This is a genomic window from Pseudomonas sp. 13B_3.2_Bac1, from assembly GCF_025466205.1.
Lineage (GTDB): Bacteria > Pseudomonadota > Gammaproteobacteria > Pseudomonadales > Pseudomonadaceae > Aquipseudomonas > Aquipseudomonas fluorescens_H.
In genome coordinates this window covers 19,443-37,289 of sequence record NZ_JANLOG010000016.1, presented here as the reverse complement: position 1 = coordinate 37,289, position 17,847 = coordinate 19,443, and the positions used below count along the sequence as shown (strand labels likewise).

General features: G+C 59.0%; 17 protein-coding genes. 10 read left to right on the top strand and 7 right to left on the bottom strand.

Annotation, left to right across the window (positions count from 1 at the left end):
• Positions 1 to 171: 171 nt before the first annotated feature.
• Positions 172 to 1,065, bottom strand: coding sequence for a LysR family transcriptional regulator (locus tag NTD85_RS02765; RefSeq protein WP_045122430.1), 894 nt, complete (start codon positions 1,063 to 1,065; stop codon positions 172 to 174).
• A gap of 99 nt (positions 1,066 to 1,164) precedes the next feature.
• On the opposite strand from NTD85_RS02765, the gene NTD85_RS02760 reads away from it, so the two are divergent.
• From NTD85_RS02760 to NTD85_RS02745, 4 genes are all read left to right on the top strand, one after another.
• The gene (locus NTD85_RS02760) at positions 1,165 to 2,256 is read left to right on the top strand and encodes a polyamine ABC transporter substrate-binding protein (RefSeq protein ID WP_262141365.1); all 1,092 of its coding nucleotides are present in this window, start codon (positions 1,165 to 1,167) and stop codon (positions 2,254 to 2,256) included.
• 16 nt (positions 2,257 to 2,272) lie between these two features.
• On the top strand, positions 2,273 to 3,232 hold the full coding sequence (gene speB, locus NTD85_RS02755; protein WP_003224606.1) for an agmatinase: 960 nt from the start codon (positions 2,273 to 2,275) through the stop codon (positions 3,230 to 3,232).
• A 668-nt stretch (positions 3,233 to 3,900) separates the two neighbouring features.
• Complete coding sequence (gene zapE, locus NTD85_RS02750) at positions 3,901 to 5,019, top strand: cell division protein ZapE (protein ID WP_262141364.1); 1,119 nt, start codon at positions 3,901 to 3,903, stop codon at positions 5,017 to 5,019.
• A gap of 174 nt (positions 5,020 to 5,193) precedes the next feature.
• Complete coding sequence (locus NTD85_RS02745) at positions 5,194 to 5,691, top strand: GNAT family N-acetyltransferase (protein ID WP_262141363.1); 498 nt, start codon at positions 5,194 to 5,196, stop codon at positions 5,689 to 5,691.
• 83 nt (positions 5,692 to 5,774) lie between these two features.
• Here NTD85_RS02745 and NTD85_RS02740 read toward each other — a convergent pair whose 3' ends face one another.
• A complete protein-coding gene (locus NTD85_RS02740) occupies positions 5,775 to 5,984 on the bottom strand; it encodes a hypothetical protein (protein WP_103521640.1) in 210 nt (69 codons plus the stop codon).
• Positions 5,985 to 6,215: 231 nt separating this feature from the next.
• On the opposite strand from NTD85_RS02740, the gene gorA reads away from it, so the two are divergent.
• The gene (gene gorA / locus NTD85_RS02735) at positions 6,216 to 7,574 is read left to right on the top strand and encodes a glutathione-disulfide reductase (protein WP_262141362.1); all 1,359 of its coding nucleotides are present in this window, start codon (positions 6,216 to 6,218) and stop codon (positions 7,572 to 7,574) included.
• On the opposite strand, the gene NTD85_RS02730 is transcribed toward gorA, so the two are convergent.
• Positions 7,571 to 8,587: a DNA-binding protein gene (locus NTD85_RS02730; RefSeq protein WP_262141361.1), complete on the bottom strand. Its 1,017-nt coding sequence runs from the start codon at positions 8,585 to 8,587 to the stop codon at positions 7,571 to 7,573. The two genes, gorA and NTD85_RS02730, sit on opposite strands and share 4 nt — an antisense overlap.
• Before the next feature lie 177 nt (positions 8,588 to 8,764).
• Between NTD85_RS02730 and NTD85_RS02725 the strand changes: the two genes are divergently transcribed.
• From NTD85_RS02725 to ahpF, 3 genes are all read left to right on the top strand, one after another.
• Positions 8,765 to 9,703, top strand: a complete 939-nt coding sequence (locus NTD85_RS02725) for a site-specific integrase (RefSeq protein ID WP_262141360.1) — start codon at positions 8,765 to 8,767, stop codon at positions 9,701 to 9,703.
• A gap of 136 nt (positions 9,704 to 9,839) precedes the next feature.
• Positions 9,840 to 10,403: an alkyl hydroperoxide reductase subunit C gene (gene ahpC / locus NTD85_RS02720; RefSeq protein ID WP_003224621.1), complete on the top strand. Its 564-nt coding sequence runs from the start codon at positions 9,840 to 9,842 to the stop codon at positions 10,401 to 10,403.
• Between the two features lie 132 nt (positions 10,404 to 10,535).
• Positions 10,536 to 12,098: an alkyl hydroperoxide reductase subunit F gene (ahpF, locus tag NTD85_RS02715; protein ID WP_262141359.1), complete on the top strand. Its 1,563-nt coding sequence runs from the start codon at positions 10,536 to 10,538 to the stop codon at positions 12,096 to 12,098.
• A 179-nt stretch (positions 12,099 to 12,277) separates the two neighbouring features.
• Here ahpF and gloA read toward each other — a convergent pair whose 3' ends face one another.
• Positions 12,278 to 12,799, bottom strand: coding sequence for a lactoylglutathione lyase (gene gloA / locus NTD85_RS02710; protein WP_003224626.1), 522 nt, complete (start codon positions 12,797 to 12,799; stop codon positions 12,278 to 12,280).
• Between the two features lie 139 nt (positions 12,800 to 12,938).
• Here gloA and NTD85_RS02705 point away from each other — a divergent pair, with 139 nt between their 5' ends.
• Positions 12,939 to 13,457 (top strand): DUF4946 domain-containing protein, encoded by a 519-nt coding sequence (locus tag NTD85_RS02705; protein ID WP_045122752.1) that lies wholly within the window; start codon positions 12,939 to 12,941, stop codon positions 13,455 to 13,457.
• A gap of 218 nt (positions 13,458 to 13,675) precedes the next feature.
• Here the strand turns inward: NTD85_RS02705 and NTD85_RS02700 are convergent, their stop codons facing one another.
• The 3 genes from NTD85_RS02700 to NTD85_RS02690 all read right to left on the bottom strand — a co-directional run bounded on the left by NTD85_RS02700 (position 13,676) and on the right by NTD85_RS02690 (position 16,801).
• Positions 13,676 to 14,041, bottom strand: coding sequence for a histone-like nucleoid-structuring protein, MvaT/MvaU family (locus tag NTD85_RS02700; protein ID WP_003224630.1), 366 nt, complete (start codon positions 14,039 to 14,041; stop codon positions 13,676 to 13,678).
• A gap of 234 nt (positions 14,042 to 14,275) precedes the next feature.
• Positions 14,276 to 15,811: an EAL domain-containing protein gene (locus NTD85_RS02695; protein ID WP_262141358.1), complete on the bottom strand. Its 1,536-nt coding sequence runs from the start codon at positions 15,809 to 15,811 to the stop codon at positions 14,276 to 14,278.
• A gap of 117 nt (positions 15,812 to 15,928) precedes the next feature.
• Entirely contained in the window at positions 15,929 to 16,801 is an 873-nt protein-coding gene (locus tag NTD85_RS02690) for a LysR family transcriptional regulator (protein ID WP_262141357.1), read from the bottom strand.
• Between the two features lie 78 nt (positions 16,802 to 16,879).
• Here NTD85_RS02690 and NTD85_RS02685 point away from each other — a divergent pair, with 78 nt between their 5' ends.
• On the top strand, positions 16,880 to 17,827 hold the full coding sequence (locus tag NTD85_RS02685) for a DMT family transporter (protein WP_262141356.1): 948 nt from the start codon (positions 16,880 to 16,882) through the stop codon (positions 17,825 to 17,827).
• Positions 17,828 to 17,847: the final 20 nt, after the last annotated feature.

Genomic DNA, 17,847 nt, shown 5'->3' with positions numbered 1-17,847 from the left:
AGGTTTTATTGGTGTTGGTGGTACCCACGCGCACTGACACACATTGTTGTGGCGAGGGAGCTTGCTCCCGTTCGGCTGCGTAGCAGTCGTAAAACACTGTTGACTGGATAATGCAGAGGGCTGCTTCGCAACCCAGCGGGAGCAAGCTCCCTCGCCACCAAAGCTTAGAAGTCATGTAAACGCGCTGAGTAAATCCTCCTCAAACGCCTTCTGCGCATCCCCCGGCACCTGCGCCCGATGACGGGCCAGATGAAACGCCACTTCGAAACTCAATTCCCCAGGCCGCAGCGCGCGCAGCAAGCCCTTGTCCTCCCAGATCCGCGCGTAGTGATCGGGGAGATAATCGACATGCTTGCCGGAAAGAATAAAGGCCAGGGTGCCTTCGACCTGTTCCGAGCGCGCCGAAAAGCGCTTGTCCGGAAACGGCTCGCCACTGCGCATGAACCGATACGGATGATCCACCCGGTCGCAGGCCTGCAACGCCGCGTCATCCGGCTCATCGACGCTGAACAGTGGATGCCCCTGCGCGCAATACAAATGTTGGGTTTCCCTGAACAGTTCGCGGTAATCGAAAGCGCTCTGCACTTGTGAGAAATAACCGATGGCCAGGTCCAGCCGCTGTTGCAGCAGCAGACGCTCCATCTCCCCGGGCATTGCGCTGATCAACTCGATGCGCACTGACTCATCGCGTTCGCGAAAGCGCCGGATCGCATCCGCCACCCGCAGCAGCACCGACTGATCAACCGCCTCGGACAAGCCCAGCCGCACCTCACCGATCAAGCGTCCGGCAACGCCGTTGGATTGATGACGGAAGGTTTCGATGGATTCGAACAGCGTGCGAATGGCGATCAGCAACTGTTCGCCCTTGGGCGTCACGCTGAAACCGCCCTTGCCGCGACTGCACAGGCGATAGCCGAGGCGGGTTTCGAGTTTGGCCATTTGCTGGCTGATACTCGACTGGCTCAGGCCCAGTTCACCTTGCGCCGCACTGAAGCCGCCAGATTCCACGACCCGCACGAACAGGCGCAGCAACTGCAAATCGACGTCGTGAAGCTGACCGAGCATTACATTACTCCGGGATAAAGTCAGGTTAACAAACTTGATATTTCCGCAATGTATCCGACGGCGCATCCTGCCACCACTTCCTCCGGTCAGGTGTTCGTCATGGCTCCCGTGTTCAAACTGTGTTTTCCCGCGCTGTTGTTGTCCGTGGTCATCCAGGCACAGGCCGAGGATAAAACCCTCAACCTCTACAGTTGGGCCGATTACGTGCCGGCGCAGACCCTGCAGCGTTTCGAGCAAGAAACCGGCATTCATGTGCGCTACGACACCTTCGATACTTCCGAGGTGTTGGAAACCAAACTGCTGACCGGCGGCAGCGGCTATGACGTGGTAGTGCCGTCGTCCAGCGTGCTGGCCCGTGGCTTGGCAGCGGGCGCACTGAAGGAGATTCCCCACGAAGGCCTCAAGGGCTACGCCAACCTTGATCCCGATCTGCTGGAGAAACTCGCTGCCGTCGATCCCGGCAATCGCTACGCCGTGCCCTACACGTGGGGCACGCTCGGGCTGGGGTTGAACGTCGAGGCGGTGAAAAAGCGCCTGCCGGATGCGCCGCTGAACAGCCTCGATCTGCTGTTCAAGCCCGAGTACGCGAGCAAACTCAAGGACTGCGGGATTGCCGTGCTCGATTCGCCGCAGGAAGTCATTGGTCTGGCGCTGCATTACCTGGGTAAAGATCCCTACAGCACTGACAAGAATGATCTGGCCGCCGCCGAAGCCTTGTTGCAGAAACTCCAGCCTTCGGTGCTGTATGTCGCCACCGGCCGGCAGATCAACGACCTGGCCAATGGCAGCGTCTGTCTGGCGTTGACGTACAACGGTGATGTGAGCATGGCTGCCGATCAGGCGCACAAGGCCAACAAACCGTACGAAGTCGCCTACCGGATACCGCGCGAAGGCACGTTGATCTGGCAAGACAATCTGGCCATTCCCAAGGACGCGCCGAACCCGCAAGCGGCGCGGGCATTCATCGAATTCATGCTGCGCCCCGAATCGGTGGCCGAGCTGACCAATACGCTGTTTTTCGCCACCGCCAACCAGGCCGCGACGCCGCTGGTGGATGAGGCGGTGCGCAACGATCCGGACATCTATCCGCCCGCCGAGATGCGTGAGCGCTTGTACGCCGACCGCAGCATGAGCCTCAAGGACATGCGTCAGCGCACGCGTCTGTGGACCACTTTCCGTAGCCATCAATAACAAAAGGAGCACACCGATGGACGTGCCGATGCTCAACGACCAAGCCCTGACCCGTGACAGCCTGTACGGCACTGCCGCCGAAAGCACCTACGCCGGGATCACCAGTTTCATGCGTCGCCGCTACAGCCGGGATTTGCGCGGCGTCGATGTGGCGGTCAGTGGCGTACCGTTCGATACGGCCACCAGCAACCGCCCGGGCGCACGCTTCGGGCCGCGGGGAATTCGCGCCGCGTCCACCGGGATTGCCTGGGAACGGCATTGGCCGTGGACATTCGATCCGTTCGATCATCTGGCGGTGATCGACTACGGCGATTGCGACTTCGATTACGGCTCGCCGCATACCATCCCGGAAAGTATCGAGGCCCACGCCGAGCGCATTCTTGATGCCGGCAGCGCGATGCTGACGTTTGGCGGCGACCACTTCATCACCTATCCGCTGCTCAAGGCCCATGCACGCCAACATGGTGCGCTGTCGCTGATCCACTTCGATGCGCACAGCGACACCTGGCCGGACGAGGGCGGCAAGCGCGTCGATCACGGCACCATGTTCTGGCATGCGGCCAAGGAAGGGCTGGTGGATCCGTCGCGTTCGGTGCAGATCGGTTTGCGCACCACCAATGACGATCACCAGGGGTTTGCGGTGCTCGATGCCCGACAAGTGCATCGACGTGGCTGCGAGGCGATTGTCGAGGCGATTCGCGCACGGGTCGGCGACCACCCGGTGTACCTGACGTTTGATATCGACTGCCTGGATCCGGCCTTTGCACCGGGCACCGGCACTCCGGTGTGTGGCGGGTTGAGCACGGTGCAGGCACTGGAAATTCTTGGCGGTTTGCGCGGAATCAATCTGGTGGGCATGGACGTGGTGGAAGTGGCGCCGGCGTATGATCATGCGGACGTGACATCGCTCGCAGCGGCAACGCTGGCGATGGAAATGCTCTGCCTCTACGCCGCCCGACACAAAGTCGACCGCTGACACCCCGCAAAGCCCATGTGGGAGTGGGCTTGCTCACGAGTACGGTGTGTCATTCAACGATGATGTTGGCTGCCCCAACGCCTTCGCGAGCAAGCCCGCTCCCACAGGGGGTTGTATTCCAGGCAGTTGCTGCACGCTGTTTTGAGGTCGCGAGATATACAGTCGATCTTTGCCCCCCCACAAAGCCCATGTGGGAGTGGGCTTGCTCACGAAAGCGGTGTGTCATTCAACGATGATGTTGGCTGCCCCAACGCCTTCGCGAGCAAGCCCGCTCCCACGGGGGTTGTATTCCAGGCAGTTGCTGCACGCTGTTTTGAGGTCGCGAGATATACAGTCGATCTTTGCCCCCCTACAAAGCCCATGTGGGAGTGGGCTTGCTCACGAAAGCGGTATGTCATTCAACAATGATGTTGGCTGCCACGACGCCTTCGCGAGCAAGCCCGCTCCCACAGGGGGTTGTATTCCAGGCAGTTGCTGCACGCTGTTTTGAGGTTGCGAGATATACAGTCGATCTTTGCCCCCCCACAAAGCCCACGTAGGAGTGGGCTTGCTCACGAAAGCGGTGCGTCATTCAACGAAGATGTTGGCTGCCCCGACGCCTTCGCGAGCAAGCCCGCTCCCACAAAAGGGCACCTGTTTTTCAGGGACATCGTGGCATACTGCCGCGCATGACTTTCGACTCTCCCTTAAGCGCCTGGCAACACGCGATCGAGCACAAGGGTTTCATCCAGGATGAAGCCCAGGAGCACGCGGTCTGGGCCCTGCAAAAATGCCATGAAGCCTTGCACGCCGGCGCCCGTTCGGTCACGGGCGTGTACTTGTGGGGCCCGGTCGGGCGCGGCAAGACGTGGTTGATGGATCAGTTTTATCAGAGCCTGCGGGTGGCGGCCCGACGTCAACACTTTCATCATTTCATGGGCTGGGTGCATCAGCGCTCGTTCCAGCTCACTGGCATCGCCGATCCGTTGCGGGCATTGGCCAAAGAGTTGGCGGCGGAAGTACGGGTGTTGTGTTTCGACGAACTGTTCGTCAATGACATCGGCGACGCGATCATTCTCGGGCGGCTGTTTCAGGTGATGTTCGACGAAGGCGTGGTGGTGGTCTGTACCTCCAACCTGCCGCCGGACGAGCTCTACGCCGATGGCTTCAACCGTAATCGGTTTGTCCCGGCGATTGCCGCGATCAAGGCGCATATGCAAGTGGTGGCGGTGAACGGTGCCGAGGATCATCGCCTGCATCCGGGCGCGGGTCAGCAGCGCTATTTTGTCGCTGCGCCGGGACAGGGCAGTGCTCTGGAGCAGATCTTCCAGTCACTCAATACCGGGCAGCCCGCCAGCGCCGAGCCGGTGCCCGTCGGCCATCGAGTGCTGAACGTGGTGCAGGCCAGTGCGACGGTGCTCTGGTGCCGCTATGCCGATCTCTGCGAGCAACCGTTTGCCGCGATGGACTTCATCGCGCTGTGCGACAGCTATCGATCTATTCTGTTGAGCGACGTGCCGAACCTCAGCGCGCAAAAACGTGAAGGGCGAATCGCCCGTGGTACCGAAGACGGCTCGGCGCAGGTGGTGGCCGGTGACCGCGAACTGCCACAGCTGTCGGTGCACGACGACGGTGTACGCCGCTTCATTGCCTTGGTCGACGAGTGCTATGACCGTAAGGTTCCGCTGTACATCGAGGCTCAGGTGCCGATGGAAGCGCTGTACACCGAGGGTTACCTGGAATTCCCGTTCCGGCGCACCCTCAGCCGTTTGCAGGAGATGCAACTGCAGCGATTTGCCGAAGCCTGAGTCAGGAGGGCGCACTCACCACCTCGCTTGACCAGGCCGAACCAAGGCACTGATATGCGAGCAGTGACGCCCTTTTTGTTCTTCCCGGGTTGTCGCCCACAACAGGCTCGCGTTAAGGTCGAGCAGCCTTTCAGGTGCGCACCTTGCACGCCGGGGCCACGACCGGGGATGGAAATGGATTCCGCAGAAATTCTTGTGCTACAAGCCAGCTACACCAATCCAGTGCACGCCGAAGCCATCGGCATCGTGCTTAATCATTACGCGGAAGATCCCATGGGCGGCGGCCATTCGATTGCCCCCGAGCTGCTGCGTCGCCTGCCTGAAGAGTTGGCGCGCAGGCCGCACGCGTTCAGCGTACTGGCGTTCGTCGGCGGTGAGCCGGCAGGGCTGGTGAATTGTTTTGAAGGTTTCTCGACGTTCGCCTGCAAACCGCTGGTCAATGTTCACGACGTGGCAGTGGTGAACAAATTTCGCGGCCTCGGGCTGAGCCAGAAAATGCTGCGCAAGGTCGAGGAAATTTCCCGTCAGCGCGGCTGCTGCAAGATCACGCTAGAGGTGCTGGAAGGCAATACGGTGGCGCAGAATGCCTACAGCAAGTTCGGTTTCGCCCCGGGGATGTTCGACCCGGATCATGGCCGCATGCTGTTCTGGATCAAGAATCTGCCGACATAAAAAAAGGCGCCCGGTCAGGGCGCCCAACTGTCATCTCCGAGGCCAGAGCGGAGCCATCGGAGGTCCATCGGTTGCTCAATGAATCAGTTGCGATAAGACTCGGTGACTTGCGCGGTCTGGTCGTTCGGAACCTTCAGTTCCGCAGCTTTGCTATCGCTCTGCTGTTCGTTTTGCGCGTGGTGGACCGGGAAGTTGTCGTAGTAATGTCGCATGCGTTCGGCGCCGCCTTCGGCAAAGGCGCTGGCGGAGCCGAGGGCGAGTAGCCCGGCGAGAATAGCGGTGATGGTTTTCATGGTGCCTCCTACTGAAAAACGTGGGAGCCGTTCGTCCATGAAGCAGATCTCGAAGCAGAGTGTCCCGGGTGGAAATTAACTCGGGGTTAAGCGACGCGCTTCGCGCCGATGGCGTGGGCATTCAACCGCAGGAAATGTTCCCCGATAGCACCGACCTCGGTGAAAAGCTGCGCGCAACGTTTGCCCAATCAACGGCGGCGGGTATGCTGATGGCCTGCCGAGGAGATAGAAATGGCCTACGATTTTGACCTTTATGTGATTGGTGCCGGTTCCGGCGGTGTGCGCGCTGCGCGGTTTGCCGCCGGTTTTGGCGCGAAAGTGGCGGTAGCCGAGAGCCGTTACCTGGGAGGCACCTGCGTCAACGTTGGCTGCGTGCCGAAAAAACTGCTGGTGTACGGCGCGCATTTCGCCGAAGACTTTGAGCAGTCCTCCGGTTTCGGCTGGAGTCTGGGTGAAGCGAATTTCGACTGGGCGACCCTGATCGCCAACAAGGACCGCGAGATCAATCGCCTCAACGGGATTTATCGCAACCTGCTGGTCAACAGCGGCGTGACCCTGCACGAAGCCCACGCGAAAATCGTCGGCCCGCACGAGGTCGAGGTCAACGGTGAGCGCTTCACCGCGAAAAACATTCTGATTGCTACCGGTGGCTGGCCGCAGATTCCGGAAATTCCGGGGCACGAACACGCGATCAGTTCTAATCAGGCGTTTTTCCTTAAAGAGCTGCCGAAGCGGGTGCTGGTGGTCGGTGGTGGTTACATCGCTGTCGAGTTCGCCGGGATTTTCCACGGTCTGGGGGCGAACACCACACTGCTGTATCGCGGTGATCTGTTTCTGCGTGGCTTCGATGGCTCGGTGCGCAAGCATCTGCAGGAAGAACTGACCAAGCGCGGCATGGATCTGCAATTCAACGCCGACATCGCGCGTATCGACAAACAGCCAGACGGCAGCCTGAAGGCGACTCTAAAGGATGGTCGCGTACTGGAAGCCGACTGCGTGTTCTACGCCACCGGGCGGCGTCCGATGCTGGACAACCTGGGCCTGGAAAACACCGATGTGCAGCTCACCGACAAGGGCTTCATCAAGGTCGACGAGCAGTACCAGACCAGCGAACCGTCGATTCTGGCGCTGGGTGACGTGATTGGTCGCGTGCAACTGACGCCAGTGGCACTGGCCGAAGGCATGGCGGTGGCGCGGCGCTTGTTCAAACCTGAGCAGTACCGTCCGGTGGATTACAAGATGATCCCGACTGCCGTGTTCAGTCTGCCGAACATCGGCACTGTCGGTCTGACTGAAGAGGAGGCGCGGGAGGCGGGCCATGAGGTGGTGATTTTCGAGAGTCGCTTCCGCCCGATGAAGTTGACCCTGACCGAGTGTCAGGAGAAAACCCTGATGAAACTGGTGGTCGACGGCAAGGCCGACAAGGTGCTCGGTTGCCACATGGTCGGTCCAGACGCGGGAGAGATCGTCCAAGGCTTGGCGATCGCGCTGAAGGCTGGCGCGACCAAACGTGACTTCGACGACACGATCGGGGTTCACCCGACGGCCGCCGAAGAGTTCGTCACCATGCGTACGCCGGTCGGCGCTTAAGTTTCCTTCGCTTTGGCTGTGTCTGGCGCTGCCGCAACGGTAGCGGCCAGACGCAAGCTATCCTCGAGGCTGGTCTGAGTCTTGGTCAGTTCCTTTTCCAGTGACTGATTGAGCAGCAGCTGTTCGTCGATGTTCTGTTTCAACGTCTGACTTTCCAGCAGGGCCACGCGCAAACGTTCCTGGAGGAGGGTGCGTTCGTTGTCGACGCGAGTCGCTTGCTCCAGCAACTGATCCTGACGCTGATTGCTGTGCTTGAGTTGATCCTGTACCAGGCTCAGCTCGCGCTGGGTGCCACGGTTTTCGGTGAGCAGGCGCTCGTTGTCACGGTGCAACTGGGTGATCTCGTCCTGACGTACCAGCGCACTTTGTTGCGCCTGGCGCAATTCCATCTGCAATTGCTGGAGCTGCCCTTCGTGACGGGCCTGTTCCTGCTCGCGCTGCTCTTTGCTGGCGTTTCGGTAATGCTCAAGGGCATCGCGGGCGTGCAGGTGTTTCTCTTCCAGTGAGCGGATCTGCTCGTCCTTGTCCTGCAGGCGCAACTCGAAATCGGCCAGTGCCTGATTGAGTCCGGCGTTGCGGGTTTGTTCGGTCTGCAACATCGAGCGGGTTTCTTTCAGTGCCTCGGATTCCCGTACCAGTGCTGCGCCTTGAATGTCGTGCTGTTGTTCCAGTTGCTCAAGTGCCTGGCGCACCTGCTTGAGTTCCGCTTCCAGGGTTTCGCGCTGCTCCTCGAACTGCTCGCGCGCTTGTTCGATCGGCTCTTGCGCCTGTTCTTTCAGGCGCTGGGCGAGACGCGAGACCAGTGCGGTCAGCTCGTCATTGATCGGTTCTGCAGACGCTTCGACCGGTTGGCTGCCGTCATCCAGCTCTTTCAGATAGCGATGGATCGTGGTTTTCGAACCGGTGTTGCCCAGTTCGATGCGTACTGCATCGATGCTGGGGTGTTCGCCCCGGGCCAGAATCGCTGCACGCGCGATCTGCACCACTGCTTTGTTTACGCCACCACGGGCCATATGAACTCCTACCGTTTCGTACTGTGGTACATGTCACCACAGTACGCAGTGTACCATGCTGAAAATAAAGTTAAATGCTTGATTAATCACAGGCGGGATATACTGGTATTACCCAATGTCAGATGCCTGAATTGGTTTTTTCATCCCGAAATCAGTACGCCTGCGAGAACACTGCCCATGAGCGAGATCGATCGCTATCTGCAAGCCGCCACCCGTGACAACACCCGCCGCAGCTATCGTTCGGCGATCGAGCATTTCGAAGTGAAGTGGGGCGGGTTCCTGCCAGCGACGGCCGACAGCGTGGCGCGTTATCTGGTCGAGCATGCCGGCGTGCTGTCGATCAATACGCTGAAGCTGCGCTTGTCGGCGCTGGCGCAGTGGCACAACAGTCAGGGCTTTGCCGATCCGACCAAGGCGCCGGTGGTGCGCAAGGTCTTCAAAGGCATTCGGGCGCTGCATCCGGCGCAGGAAAAACAGGCCGAACCGCTGCAACTGCACGATCTGCAGCAGGTGGTCGACTGGCTGGAGCAGGAAGCCAGCAATGCCAGACAAAATCAGGATCGCCCGCAGTTGCTCAAGGCCTATCGCGATCGGGCACTGATCCTGTTGGGGTTCTGGCGTGGCTTTCGCAGTGATGAGTTGTGTCGTCTGCAGATCGAGCATGTGCGGGCGCACGCCGGCAGCGGCATCACTCTGTATCTGCCGCGCAGCAAGGGCGACCGCGACAACCTCGGGCAGACGTATCAGGCGCCGGCGCTGCTCAAGCTGTGCCCGGTGCAGGCCTATATCGACTGGATCACCGAGGCGGCGCTGGTACGCGGTCCGGTGTTTCGCGGCGTCGACCGCTGGGGACATCTGAGCGATGAGGGCTTGCACGCCAACAGCATCATTCCACTGCTGCGTCAGGCGCTGGAACGCGCCGGCATTCCGGCCGAGCGCTACACCAGCCATTCCCTGCGCCGCGGCTTCGCCACCTGGGCGCATCAAAGCGGCTGGGATCTGAAATCGTTGATGAGTTACGTTGGCTGGAAGGATATGAAGTCAGCCATGCGCTATGTTGAAGCCAGCCCCTTTCACGGGATGGCTCGGATTACGGACAAGCCGGCTTCGTCGTAGATATCGTTTTCTTCTATTAATACAGTCAGCTAATAGCGAAAACAAATCAGCAGCATCAGGTTTGCCAATGAGCCATCCGTCAAGTGAGTGGGTAGGATTCACCCATCGAATTCACAACCCTGACGGAGAGTCATCAATGCCTATCATCAACAGCCAAGTAAAACCGTTCAAAGCTACCGCGTTCAAAAACGGCGACTTCGTACAAGTCTCGGACGCTGACCTGAAAGGCAAATGGTCCGTAGTGTTCTTCTATCCAGCCGACTTCACCTTTGTTTGCCCAACCGAGCTGGAAGACCTGGCCGACAACTACGCTGCGTTCCAGAAACTGGGCGTGGAAATCTACAGCGTTTCGACCGACACCCACTTTGCTCACGCTGCCTGGCACAACACTTCGCCAGCGATCGGCAAAATCGAATACACCATGATCGGCGACCCGACCCACGTCATCTCCCGCAACTTCGACGTGCTGATCGAAGAAGCTGGCCTGGCTGACCGTGGCACCTTCGTGATCAACCCTGAAGGCCAGATCAAAATCGTTGAACTGAACGATGGCGGCGTCGGCCGTGACGCTTCCGAGCTGCTGCGCAAGATCAAGGCTGCTCAATACGTTGCTGCTCACCCAGGCGAAGTTTGCCCAGCCAAGTGGAAAGAAGGCGAGGCCACTCTGGCTCCGTCCCTGGACCTGGTCGGCAAGATCTAAGTCTGTGACGCACGCAACACAGGGCGGTACTCCGCACCTACTTCAGTAAGCTGCACCGCCCATTAAAAAAGCCCGGGCGAGATTCGCTCGGGCTTTTTTTCGCCTCGAATAAAGACACAGGAGATCGCCCGTATGTTGGACGCCAATCTTAAAGCCCAGTTGAAATCGTACCTGGAACGGGTCACCCAGCCGATCGAGATCGTTGCTTCCCTCGACGACGGTGCGAAATCCCGGGAAATGCTTGACCTGCTGAAAGACGTTGCCAGTCTTTCGAGCCAGATTACCCTGATTGACAGCGGCACTGATGCCCGCAAGCCGTCGTTCTCGATCAATCGTCCGGGTGCCGACATCAGCCTGCGTTTCGCCGGCATCCCGATGGGCCACGAATTCACCTCGTTGGTGCTGGCCCTGCTGCAAGTCGGCGGCCACCCATCGAAAGCCAGCGCCGAAGTGATCGAACAGATCCGCGCGCTCAAGGGCGAGTTCAGCTTCGAAACCTACTTCTCGCTGTCGTGCCAGAACTGCCCGGACGTGGTTCAGGCGCTGAACCTGATGGCCGTGCTGAACCCGAACATCCGTCACGTCGCCATCGACGGCGCGCTGTTCCAGGACGAAGTCAACGATCGCAAGATCATGGCTGTGCCGAGCATCTACCTCAACGGTGAGAACTTTGGCCAGGGCCGCATGGGTCTGGAAGAAATCCTCGCCAAACTCGACACCGGTGCCATCGAGCGTCAAGCCGAGAAGATCAGCGCCAAAGAAGCCTTTGATGTGCTGGTGGTCGGCGGTGGCCCGGCCGGTGCTTCGGCCGCTATCTATGCCGCCCGTAAAGGCATTCGCACCGGTGTCGCGGCCGAGCGCTTCGGCGGTCAGGTGCTGGACACCATGGCCATCGAGAACTTCATTTCCGTGCAGGAAACCGAAGGCCCGAAACTGGCCACGGCGCTGGAAGAACACGTCAAGCAGTACGACGTCGACATCATGAGCCTGCAACGCGCCGACAAGCTGATCCCGGGCAAGAACGGCGGGCTGCACGAAGTCCACTTCGCCAGTGGTGCGACCCTGAAAGCCAAGAGCGTGATTCTGGCGACCGGCGCACGCTGGCGTGAAATGGGCGTGCCAGGCGAGCAGGAATACCGCAACAAAGGCGTGGCGTACTGCCCGCACTGCGACGGTCCGCTGTTCAAAGGCAAGCGTGTGGCGGTGATCGGCGGCGGTAACTCCGGCGTTGAAGCGGCCATCGATCTGGCCGGTATCGTCTCCCACGTGACCCTGCTGGAGTTCGACGTACAACTGCGTGCCGACGCGGTACTGCAACGCAAACTGCACAGCCTGCCGAACGTCACCGTGATCACCAGTGCGCAAACCACTGAAGTCACCGGCAATGGTGAGAAGGTCAACGGCCTGCGTTACAAGGATCGCAAGGCTGACGAACTGCGCAGCGTCGAGCTGGAGGGGATCTTCGTACAGATCGGCCTGCTGCCGAACACCGACTGGCTCAAAGGCACCATCGAGCTGTCGCCGCGCGGTGAAATCATCGTCGACAACCGTGGCGAGACGTCGATCCCAGGGATCTTCGCGGCGGGCGACGTGACCACTGTGCCGTACAAGCAGATCGTGATTGCTGTGGGCGAGGGCGCTAAGGCTTCCCTCAGCGCGTTCGATCACTTGATCCGTACGTCGGCACCGGCGTAAGCACCAGTCGCTGAAACGAAAAAACCCATGAGCGATCATGGGTTTTTTTATGTCTGACACAAATCCAATTGTAGGAGCGGGCTTGCTTGCGAAAGCGTCCTGTCAGCCCACACCTGCGTTGCATGACTCACCGCTTTCGCGAGCAAGCCCGCTCCCACAAAGGCTTTTTATGCAGTCAGTTACAGCGGCGCAGGCTGGATGATTTCAACCCAGTAGCCATCCGGGTCCTTGATGAACGCCAGGCTTTTCATGCGGCCATCGGTCAAACGCTTCTGGAAATCGCAGCCCAGTTCTTCGAAACGTGCACATGCCGCAACGATATCCGGAACCGAGATGCAGATGTGGCCGAAACCGCGCGGGTCAGTGTTGCCGTTGTGATAGGCAAAGTCGGCATCGTTTTCAGTGCCGTGGTTGTGGGTCAGTTCGAGGATGCCGGGAATCGACTTCATCCACTCGGTGCGGGCAGCGGCGTCGGCCGGGATCTGCGCCTTGTCGACCAGTGCGAGGAAGTACAGGCTGAACTCAGCTTCCGGGAAATCACGTTTTTCCACCAGCGAGAAACCCAGTACGCGGGTGTAGAAGTCCAGCGACTGGGTGATGTCCTTCACGCGCAGCATGGTGTGGTTGAAGACGAAGTTGCGGGTTGCGCTGTCTGGAGTGGCGGTGACGCCGGGGAAAGTGTTCAGTTCGTGCAGGCTCATAGGCCCTCCGTAACAATGGGGCGAGTGAATGGGCGCAATGATACGCATGCGGGGCGGCATCGCCAAACCGAATGCGCGGCTTGCTCTGTGGACGGCCGGGCCTCAGACTTTGCAGCTCAATCTGCGAGTGCCTCTGGTAATGATCCGACCGTTCAAAGCGCTGTTCGTTTGCCTTTTCTCGTCTTTGCTTGCCGCTCCTGCGCTGGCGGACCAGCCGAGTATCACTTGGCCTGCTGGCTGGGAAGTGGAGGCGCTGCCCGATCAAGCCCCTCAGGTTTCGCGCCAGCGCGCGGTGAAAACCGACACCGACGGCAATCAGGTCATGGTGATGGAGTTGACCATGACTCAGGTGGAGGCAGGTCACCAGGTCAATGTGGCGGGCGTTCTGCTGGAAATGCGCAAATCGATACAGAAGGATTTCTTCCAGGGCGGCTATCAGAGTGTTTGCAACAAGGTACACCCGGCGAAGCTCGGCTCTTTGGACGCGCAGGAAACCACCTGCACGATCACTGAAAACGGTCGACATGTGTTGTCGCAAACTTTGGTTGCTGCGGCCGCAGCGGATAAGGCTTATGTACTTTCTTACGCTGGGCAGGCCGAGGTTTATAAGGCAAGCGCCGAGGAAATAGTCGCAGTGAGAAACAGCTTGAAACTTTAAGCGTCTGTTTGCACCTCGACCGGTTTAGATACTCGAAGGAATTAAGCACAAAGTTTAGCAGCGATTACGATTGCAACATCCCGGCGCAAAATGTTTAGCCTCGCGGCTTGTGTGTGTTAAGGCGGATTGATAACTAGCGCGGGGGAAATCGTTGCTTTTGTTAGATATTGTCGAAAAAAAAGCCCCGCATAAAGCAGGGCTTGGTTGTTGACGCAAGATTAGCCGCGCAACCAGGAATCAACGGTAGCTGCACCGTACTGTTCCTTCCAGGCTTTCAGGCCACGGTGGTTGCCGCCCTTGGTTTCGATCAGTTCACCGGTGTGCGGGTTTTGATAAACCTTGACCACGCGAGCACGGCGGGTTTTTGGTGCGGCGGACACTTGCAAGCCGGACTTGGACGGGTTCGGATCGAGGATGGCGATGATGTCTTTCAGGCCTTTGCCGTAGGTTTTCATCAGCCCCTGGAGCTTTTCTTCGAATTCGATTTCTTTCTTGAGCCCGGCATCGTTCTTCAGCGATTCCAGCTGCTTGAGCTGTTCCTGAAGGGCCTTTTCAGCTGCACGAAATTCAGCGAGTCTGGACAATATCTTTACTCCAATAGTGTGTTTGGCTGATACCAACCGCAAACAAAGCTATAAGCCAAGAGCCTTGAAGCGACTCGGTGATAATGGCTCACCTGCCAATCTTGCACAGGCTGAAAAAATTGTAGTAGTTAATGCGCCAAGAGTAAATCCTGATCTTGTCGTCATGTAACAACAGTGGTGTTTTGTATCAATTTGGTGCGTCCGATCGCAGTGCCGGGGTTAATTTGTTTTTAGTTAATGGTGACTTAATGCATCGATGAAGTCGGCGCCGGGCATGGGTTTTCCGAACAGATAGCCCTGCAGGAAGTTGACGTGGTGTGCAGTCAGATAGTCAGCCTGTGCCTGAGTTTCTACACCTTCGGCAACAATACCCAGATCGAGCTTGGCCGAGAGCTCGATAATCGTGTCCAGAATATGTCGCGATAATGCGTCGATCCCGATCATCGCGACGAAGCTTTGATCAATCTTGAGAAAGTCCACATTGAATTTGCGCAGGTAACCCAGGCTTGAATGCCCGGTGCCAAAGTCGTCGATGGCGATCATCACACCCAGCGTATGCAACTGCTCGAACAGTTGGTGCGTGATGTCGCTCGGCTCGATCAGCTCACGCTCGGTCAACTCCAGCACCAGGCTGATGCTGTCGGGCGCGAACGCAGCGAGAAACTCGCGACAGTCTTCGACCAGTTGCAGATCGTGACAGTGACTGGCGGTGATGTTGATACCGATGTGAAACGGTTTGTTGAAACCTGCAGACAACGGGCCGAGCAGGGCGGCAGTCTGCTGCATCAGGGCGCGGGTCATGGGCACGATCAGGCCCGAATGTTCGGCAAACGGGATAAACATGTCCGGGCGCACCAGACCTTCTTTCGGATGTTTCCAGCGCATCAGCACTTCGGCGCCGGACCACTTTTTACTGTCGCCATGCACCACTGGCTGGAAATAAGGGATGAACTCGCCTGCCTCCAGAGCGCGCAGCATTTCATGGCTGGGTGAGGTGGAGCGCCGCTGCAGGACGTGGCCGATAGCACCGGAGATGATCCCGAAAAAAATCAGCAGGCTGAACAGCGGCGGGTATTCGTCGGCCATATAACGCCAGGTTTCGCCCTGCGGGAAGCCTGCGGCGACGCTGAAGGCATAGCGCGAAGACACCAACATACTTTGTGCCACCGGCAACGGCGGCAGGTTGCCTTGATGCACCTTGCCATCGGCGGACAGCCAGTTGTCGCCCACCTGCAGCAACAGCAGCGTCTGTCGGCCAATCAGGCGCAGGACGTTGCTCAGGTGATAGCCATCGAGCGTGGTCAGCGCGCCGCCGCGACCTTCGCTGAGCCGATATACCAGCAGCGCGGTGTTGGGCGTAACGGGATTGCCGTTCATCAACCACAGTTTGCCTTGGGTGTAGTCGCCCGGGTTCACGGCTTCCTTGTACTCACCGAACAGCGAGCTGCAATAGAGATTGTTGTCCCACACCAGATTGGTCGAGCGCACGAAAGGCCGACGGGTCACCTGTTCACGCAACGCCAGTTTGACGCTGTCGCAGGGCTGGCCGGCCAATGGCAGCAGATCGCTGGCGGCCTGGGCGGTGTTGTCGAGCATCAGTTCGACCTGACGCAACGCCTCATCGGCGGTGCTTTGCGTGCTCTGCTGCAAGGTGCGCTCGGCTTGCATATACAGAATCCCTGTGCCCAGAAGCACCGGCAGCAGGGCGCAAAGCAGGGTCACAATCATGCGCACGCTACGTTTGCGGCGGGGTCTGACAGTCAACGGCATGGGCACATCCTGTTGCAATGGAAGGGGAAACTCTCGAATGCAGACCTGGCAACGGCGCGCCTGTGAAACACCGCGGAGTCAAGAGGCATGATAGATGGCCGTTGGCGCTTGCGCTGCTCAAGGCGAGTTGAGCTGCGTGGCGAGTTCGATAAAGGCCAACGTCGCCGGCGAAGCCTGACGTTGATCGAGCACGGCGAGGCCGATCTGGCGTTGCACGGCGGGTACCAGCGGCTTCTTCACGTAACGCGGCGTCGCATCGTCCGGCAACGAGCATTCGGCCACGACGGTAATTGCGTCACCCCGGCCCACGACGTCCAGGGTGCTGAGCAATTGCGAGCAGCGATAGCGGATCTTCGGTTGCAGGCGCGCGGCAGTGAACAGGCGCGAAACCAGCTCCGATGAACCGGCTTCGGTCAGGGCAAACGGATCGGCACACAGATCCTTGAGGCTCAGCGCGGTGCGTTTTGCCAATGGATGATCGGCTGGCAGCAGGGCAACCATCTGGTCTTCTGCCAAGGCAAAAGTGTCGAAACGCTCCTGAGGCAACACCACAAACCCGATGTCGATCCGCCGCTCTTCCAACCACTGAATAACCTGCCTGTCCGGCCCCTCATCAATGTGCACTTCAATGCCCGGATGCGCCTGGCGATAGCGCTGCAAAATCGTCGGCAGCAACTTGATCGATGACGTCGGGCCGAACGAACCGATGCGCAACGTGCCGCTTTTCATGCCCCGCGCATCGGCCGCCTCCTGACGCAGGGTGTTGGCCAGACCAAGCATGGCCCGTGCGCGCTGCAGCAATTGCTCACCGATGTCGGTGAGTTCGACTTGCGACTGATGGCGGTGTAGCAGTTCGACGCCCAATTCCTCCTCCAGAGACTTCATCGCGTGCGACACCGCTGACTGCGAAATTCCCAAACGATGGGCGGCGAGGGTGAAACCGCGCAGTTCAGCGACCAGCGAGAAGATCTCCAGTTGAGTGAGGGTCATGAGTATTTGCTCATTTTACGATGAGGTTAAATGAGGTGAATGATACGCCATCTTTCCAGCTGCATTACCTGGAGCATCATGCGCAACCTCGAGCAAATCCACGCAACGACCTCCGAGCGGCCGGTTTATCTGACTCTGGCAGCGGTGACCATGATTTGGGGCGGGACCTTTGTCGCCGGGCGTTTTCTGGCGGGCAGCCTCAGCCCGTTGTTCGCCGCCAGCCTGCGCTTCCTGCTCGCCAGTGCGGCGTTGCTGGGGTTCCTGTGGCTGGCGCGCATCCCGCTGGCACGACCGACGTCCCGGCAATGGCTGCAACTGTTGTTGCTGGGGTTCTTCGGGATTTTCTTCTATAACCTGTGCTTCTTTTATGGCCTGCAATACATCAACGCTTCACGGGCCTCGTTGATTGTTGCGTTGAATCCGGCCGTGATCGGTCTGGCCTCGTGGTTGTTGTTCAAGGAGCGCATGGGGCGGATGAAAGTCGCCGGTATTGCGATCTGTATCGCTGGCGCTGGCCTGGTGATCGTCAGCCGTAATCCGCAATTGCTTGCCGCGACGCCTGACGCGTGGATCGGCGATCTGTTGATTCTTGGTTGTGTGTTGGGTTGGGGCGTTTACTCGCTGTTTTCACGGGGGCTGAATCAGTCACTCGGCCCGGTGCAGACCGTGACGCTTTCCGTGCTGATCGGCACAGTGATGCTCTGGACGCTGGCGGCGTTGCGCGGCGAGGTAAGCTGGGTCGCATTGATCAGCCTCGGTACGCCGCAGTGGTTGAGCCTGATCTACCTGGGTGTGCTCGGCTCGGCGCTGGCCTACATCGGCTACTACGACGGTATCCGCAAAATCGGCGCGACCCGTTCCGGCGTGTTCATCGCCCTGAATCCGCTGACAGCCGTGGTTCTCGGCGCGCTGCTGCTCGGCGAACAACTGACGTTGAGCCTGTATCTGGGAGGCGGCCTGGTGCTGGTGGGGATTTACCTGTGCAACAAACCCCTTGCACCAATGCGAAAAAGGCGGATTTTATAGAGAGGGCAGACAACCCTATT

What these genes read in the sequence shown, in the direction of transcription:
- NTD85_RS02765 (WP_045122430.1), bottom strand. Translation starts at nt 1,065, where the DNA reads ATGCTCGGTCAGCTTCACGACGTCGATTTGCAGTTGCTGCGCCTGTTC.
- NTD85_RS02760 (WP_262141365.1), top strand. Translation starts at nt 1,165, where the DNA reads ATGGCTCCCGTGTTCAAACTGTGTTTTCCCGCGCTGTTGTTGTCCGTG.
- speB (WP_003224606.1), top strand. Translation starts at nt 2,273, where the DNA reads ATGGACGTGCCGATGCTCAACGACCAAGCCCTGACCCGTGACAGCCTG.
- zapE (WP_262141364.1), top strand. Translation starts at nt 3,901, where the DNA reads ATGACTTTCGACTCTCCCTTAAGCGCCTGGCAACACGCGATCGAGCAC.
- NTD85_RS02745 (WP_262141363.1), top strand. Translation starts at nt 5,194, where the DNA reads ATGGATTCCGCAGAAATTCTTGTGCTACAAGCCAGCTACACCAATCCA.
- NTD85_RS02740 (WP_103521640.1), bottom strand. Translation starts at nt 5,984, where the DNA reads ATGAAAACCATCACCGCTATTCTCGCCGGGCTACTCGCCCTCGGCTCC.
- gorA (WP_262141362.1), top strand. Translation starts at nt 6,216, where the DNA reads ATGGCCTACGATTTTGACCTTTATGTGATTGGTGCCGGTTCCGGCGGT.
- NTD85_RS02730 (WP_262141361.1), bottom strand. Translation starts at nt 8,587, where the DNA reads ATGGCCCGTGGTGGCGTAAACAAAGCAGTGGTGCAGATCGCGCGTGCA.
- NTD85_RS02725 (WP_262141360.1), top strand. Translation starts at nt 8,765, where the DNA reads ATGAGCGAGATCGATCGCTATCTGCAAGCCGCCACCCGTGACAACACC.
- ahpC (WP_003224621.1), top strand. Translation starts at nt 9,840, where the DNA reads ATGCCTATCATCAACAGCCAAGTAAAACCGTTCAAAGCTACCGCGTTC.
- ahpF (WP_262141359.1), top strand. Translation starts at nt 10,536, where the DNA reads ATGTTGGACGCCAATCTTAAAGCCCAGTTGAAATCGTACCTGGAACGG.
- gloA (WP_003224626.1), bottom strand. Translation starts at nt 12,799, where the DNA reads ATGAGCCTGCACGAACTGAACACTTTCCCCGGCGTCACCGCCACTCCA.
- NTD85_RS02705 (WP_045122752.1), top strand. Translation starts at nt 12,939, where the DNA reads ATGATCCGACCGTTCAAAGCGCTGTTCGTTTGCCTTTTCTCGTCTTTG.
- NTD85_RS02695 (WP_262141358.1), bottom strand. Translation starts at nt 15,811, where the DNA reads ATGCCGTTGACTGTCAGACCCCGCCGCAAACGTAGCGTGCGCATGATT.
- NTD85_RS02690 (WP_262141357.1), bottom strand. Translation starts at nt 16,801, where the DNA reads ATGACCCTCACTCAACTGGAGATCTTCTCGCTGGTCGCTGAACTGCGC.
- NTD85_RS02685 (WP_262141356.1), top strand. Translation starts at nt 16,880, where the DNA reads ATGCGCAACCTCGAGCAAATCCACGCAACGACCTCCGAGCGGCCGGTT.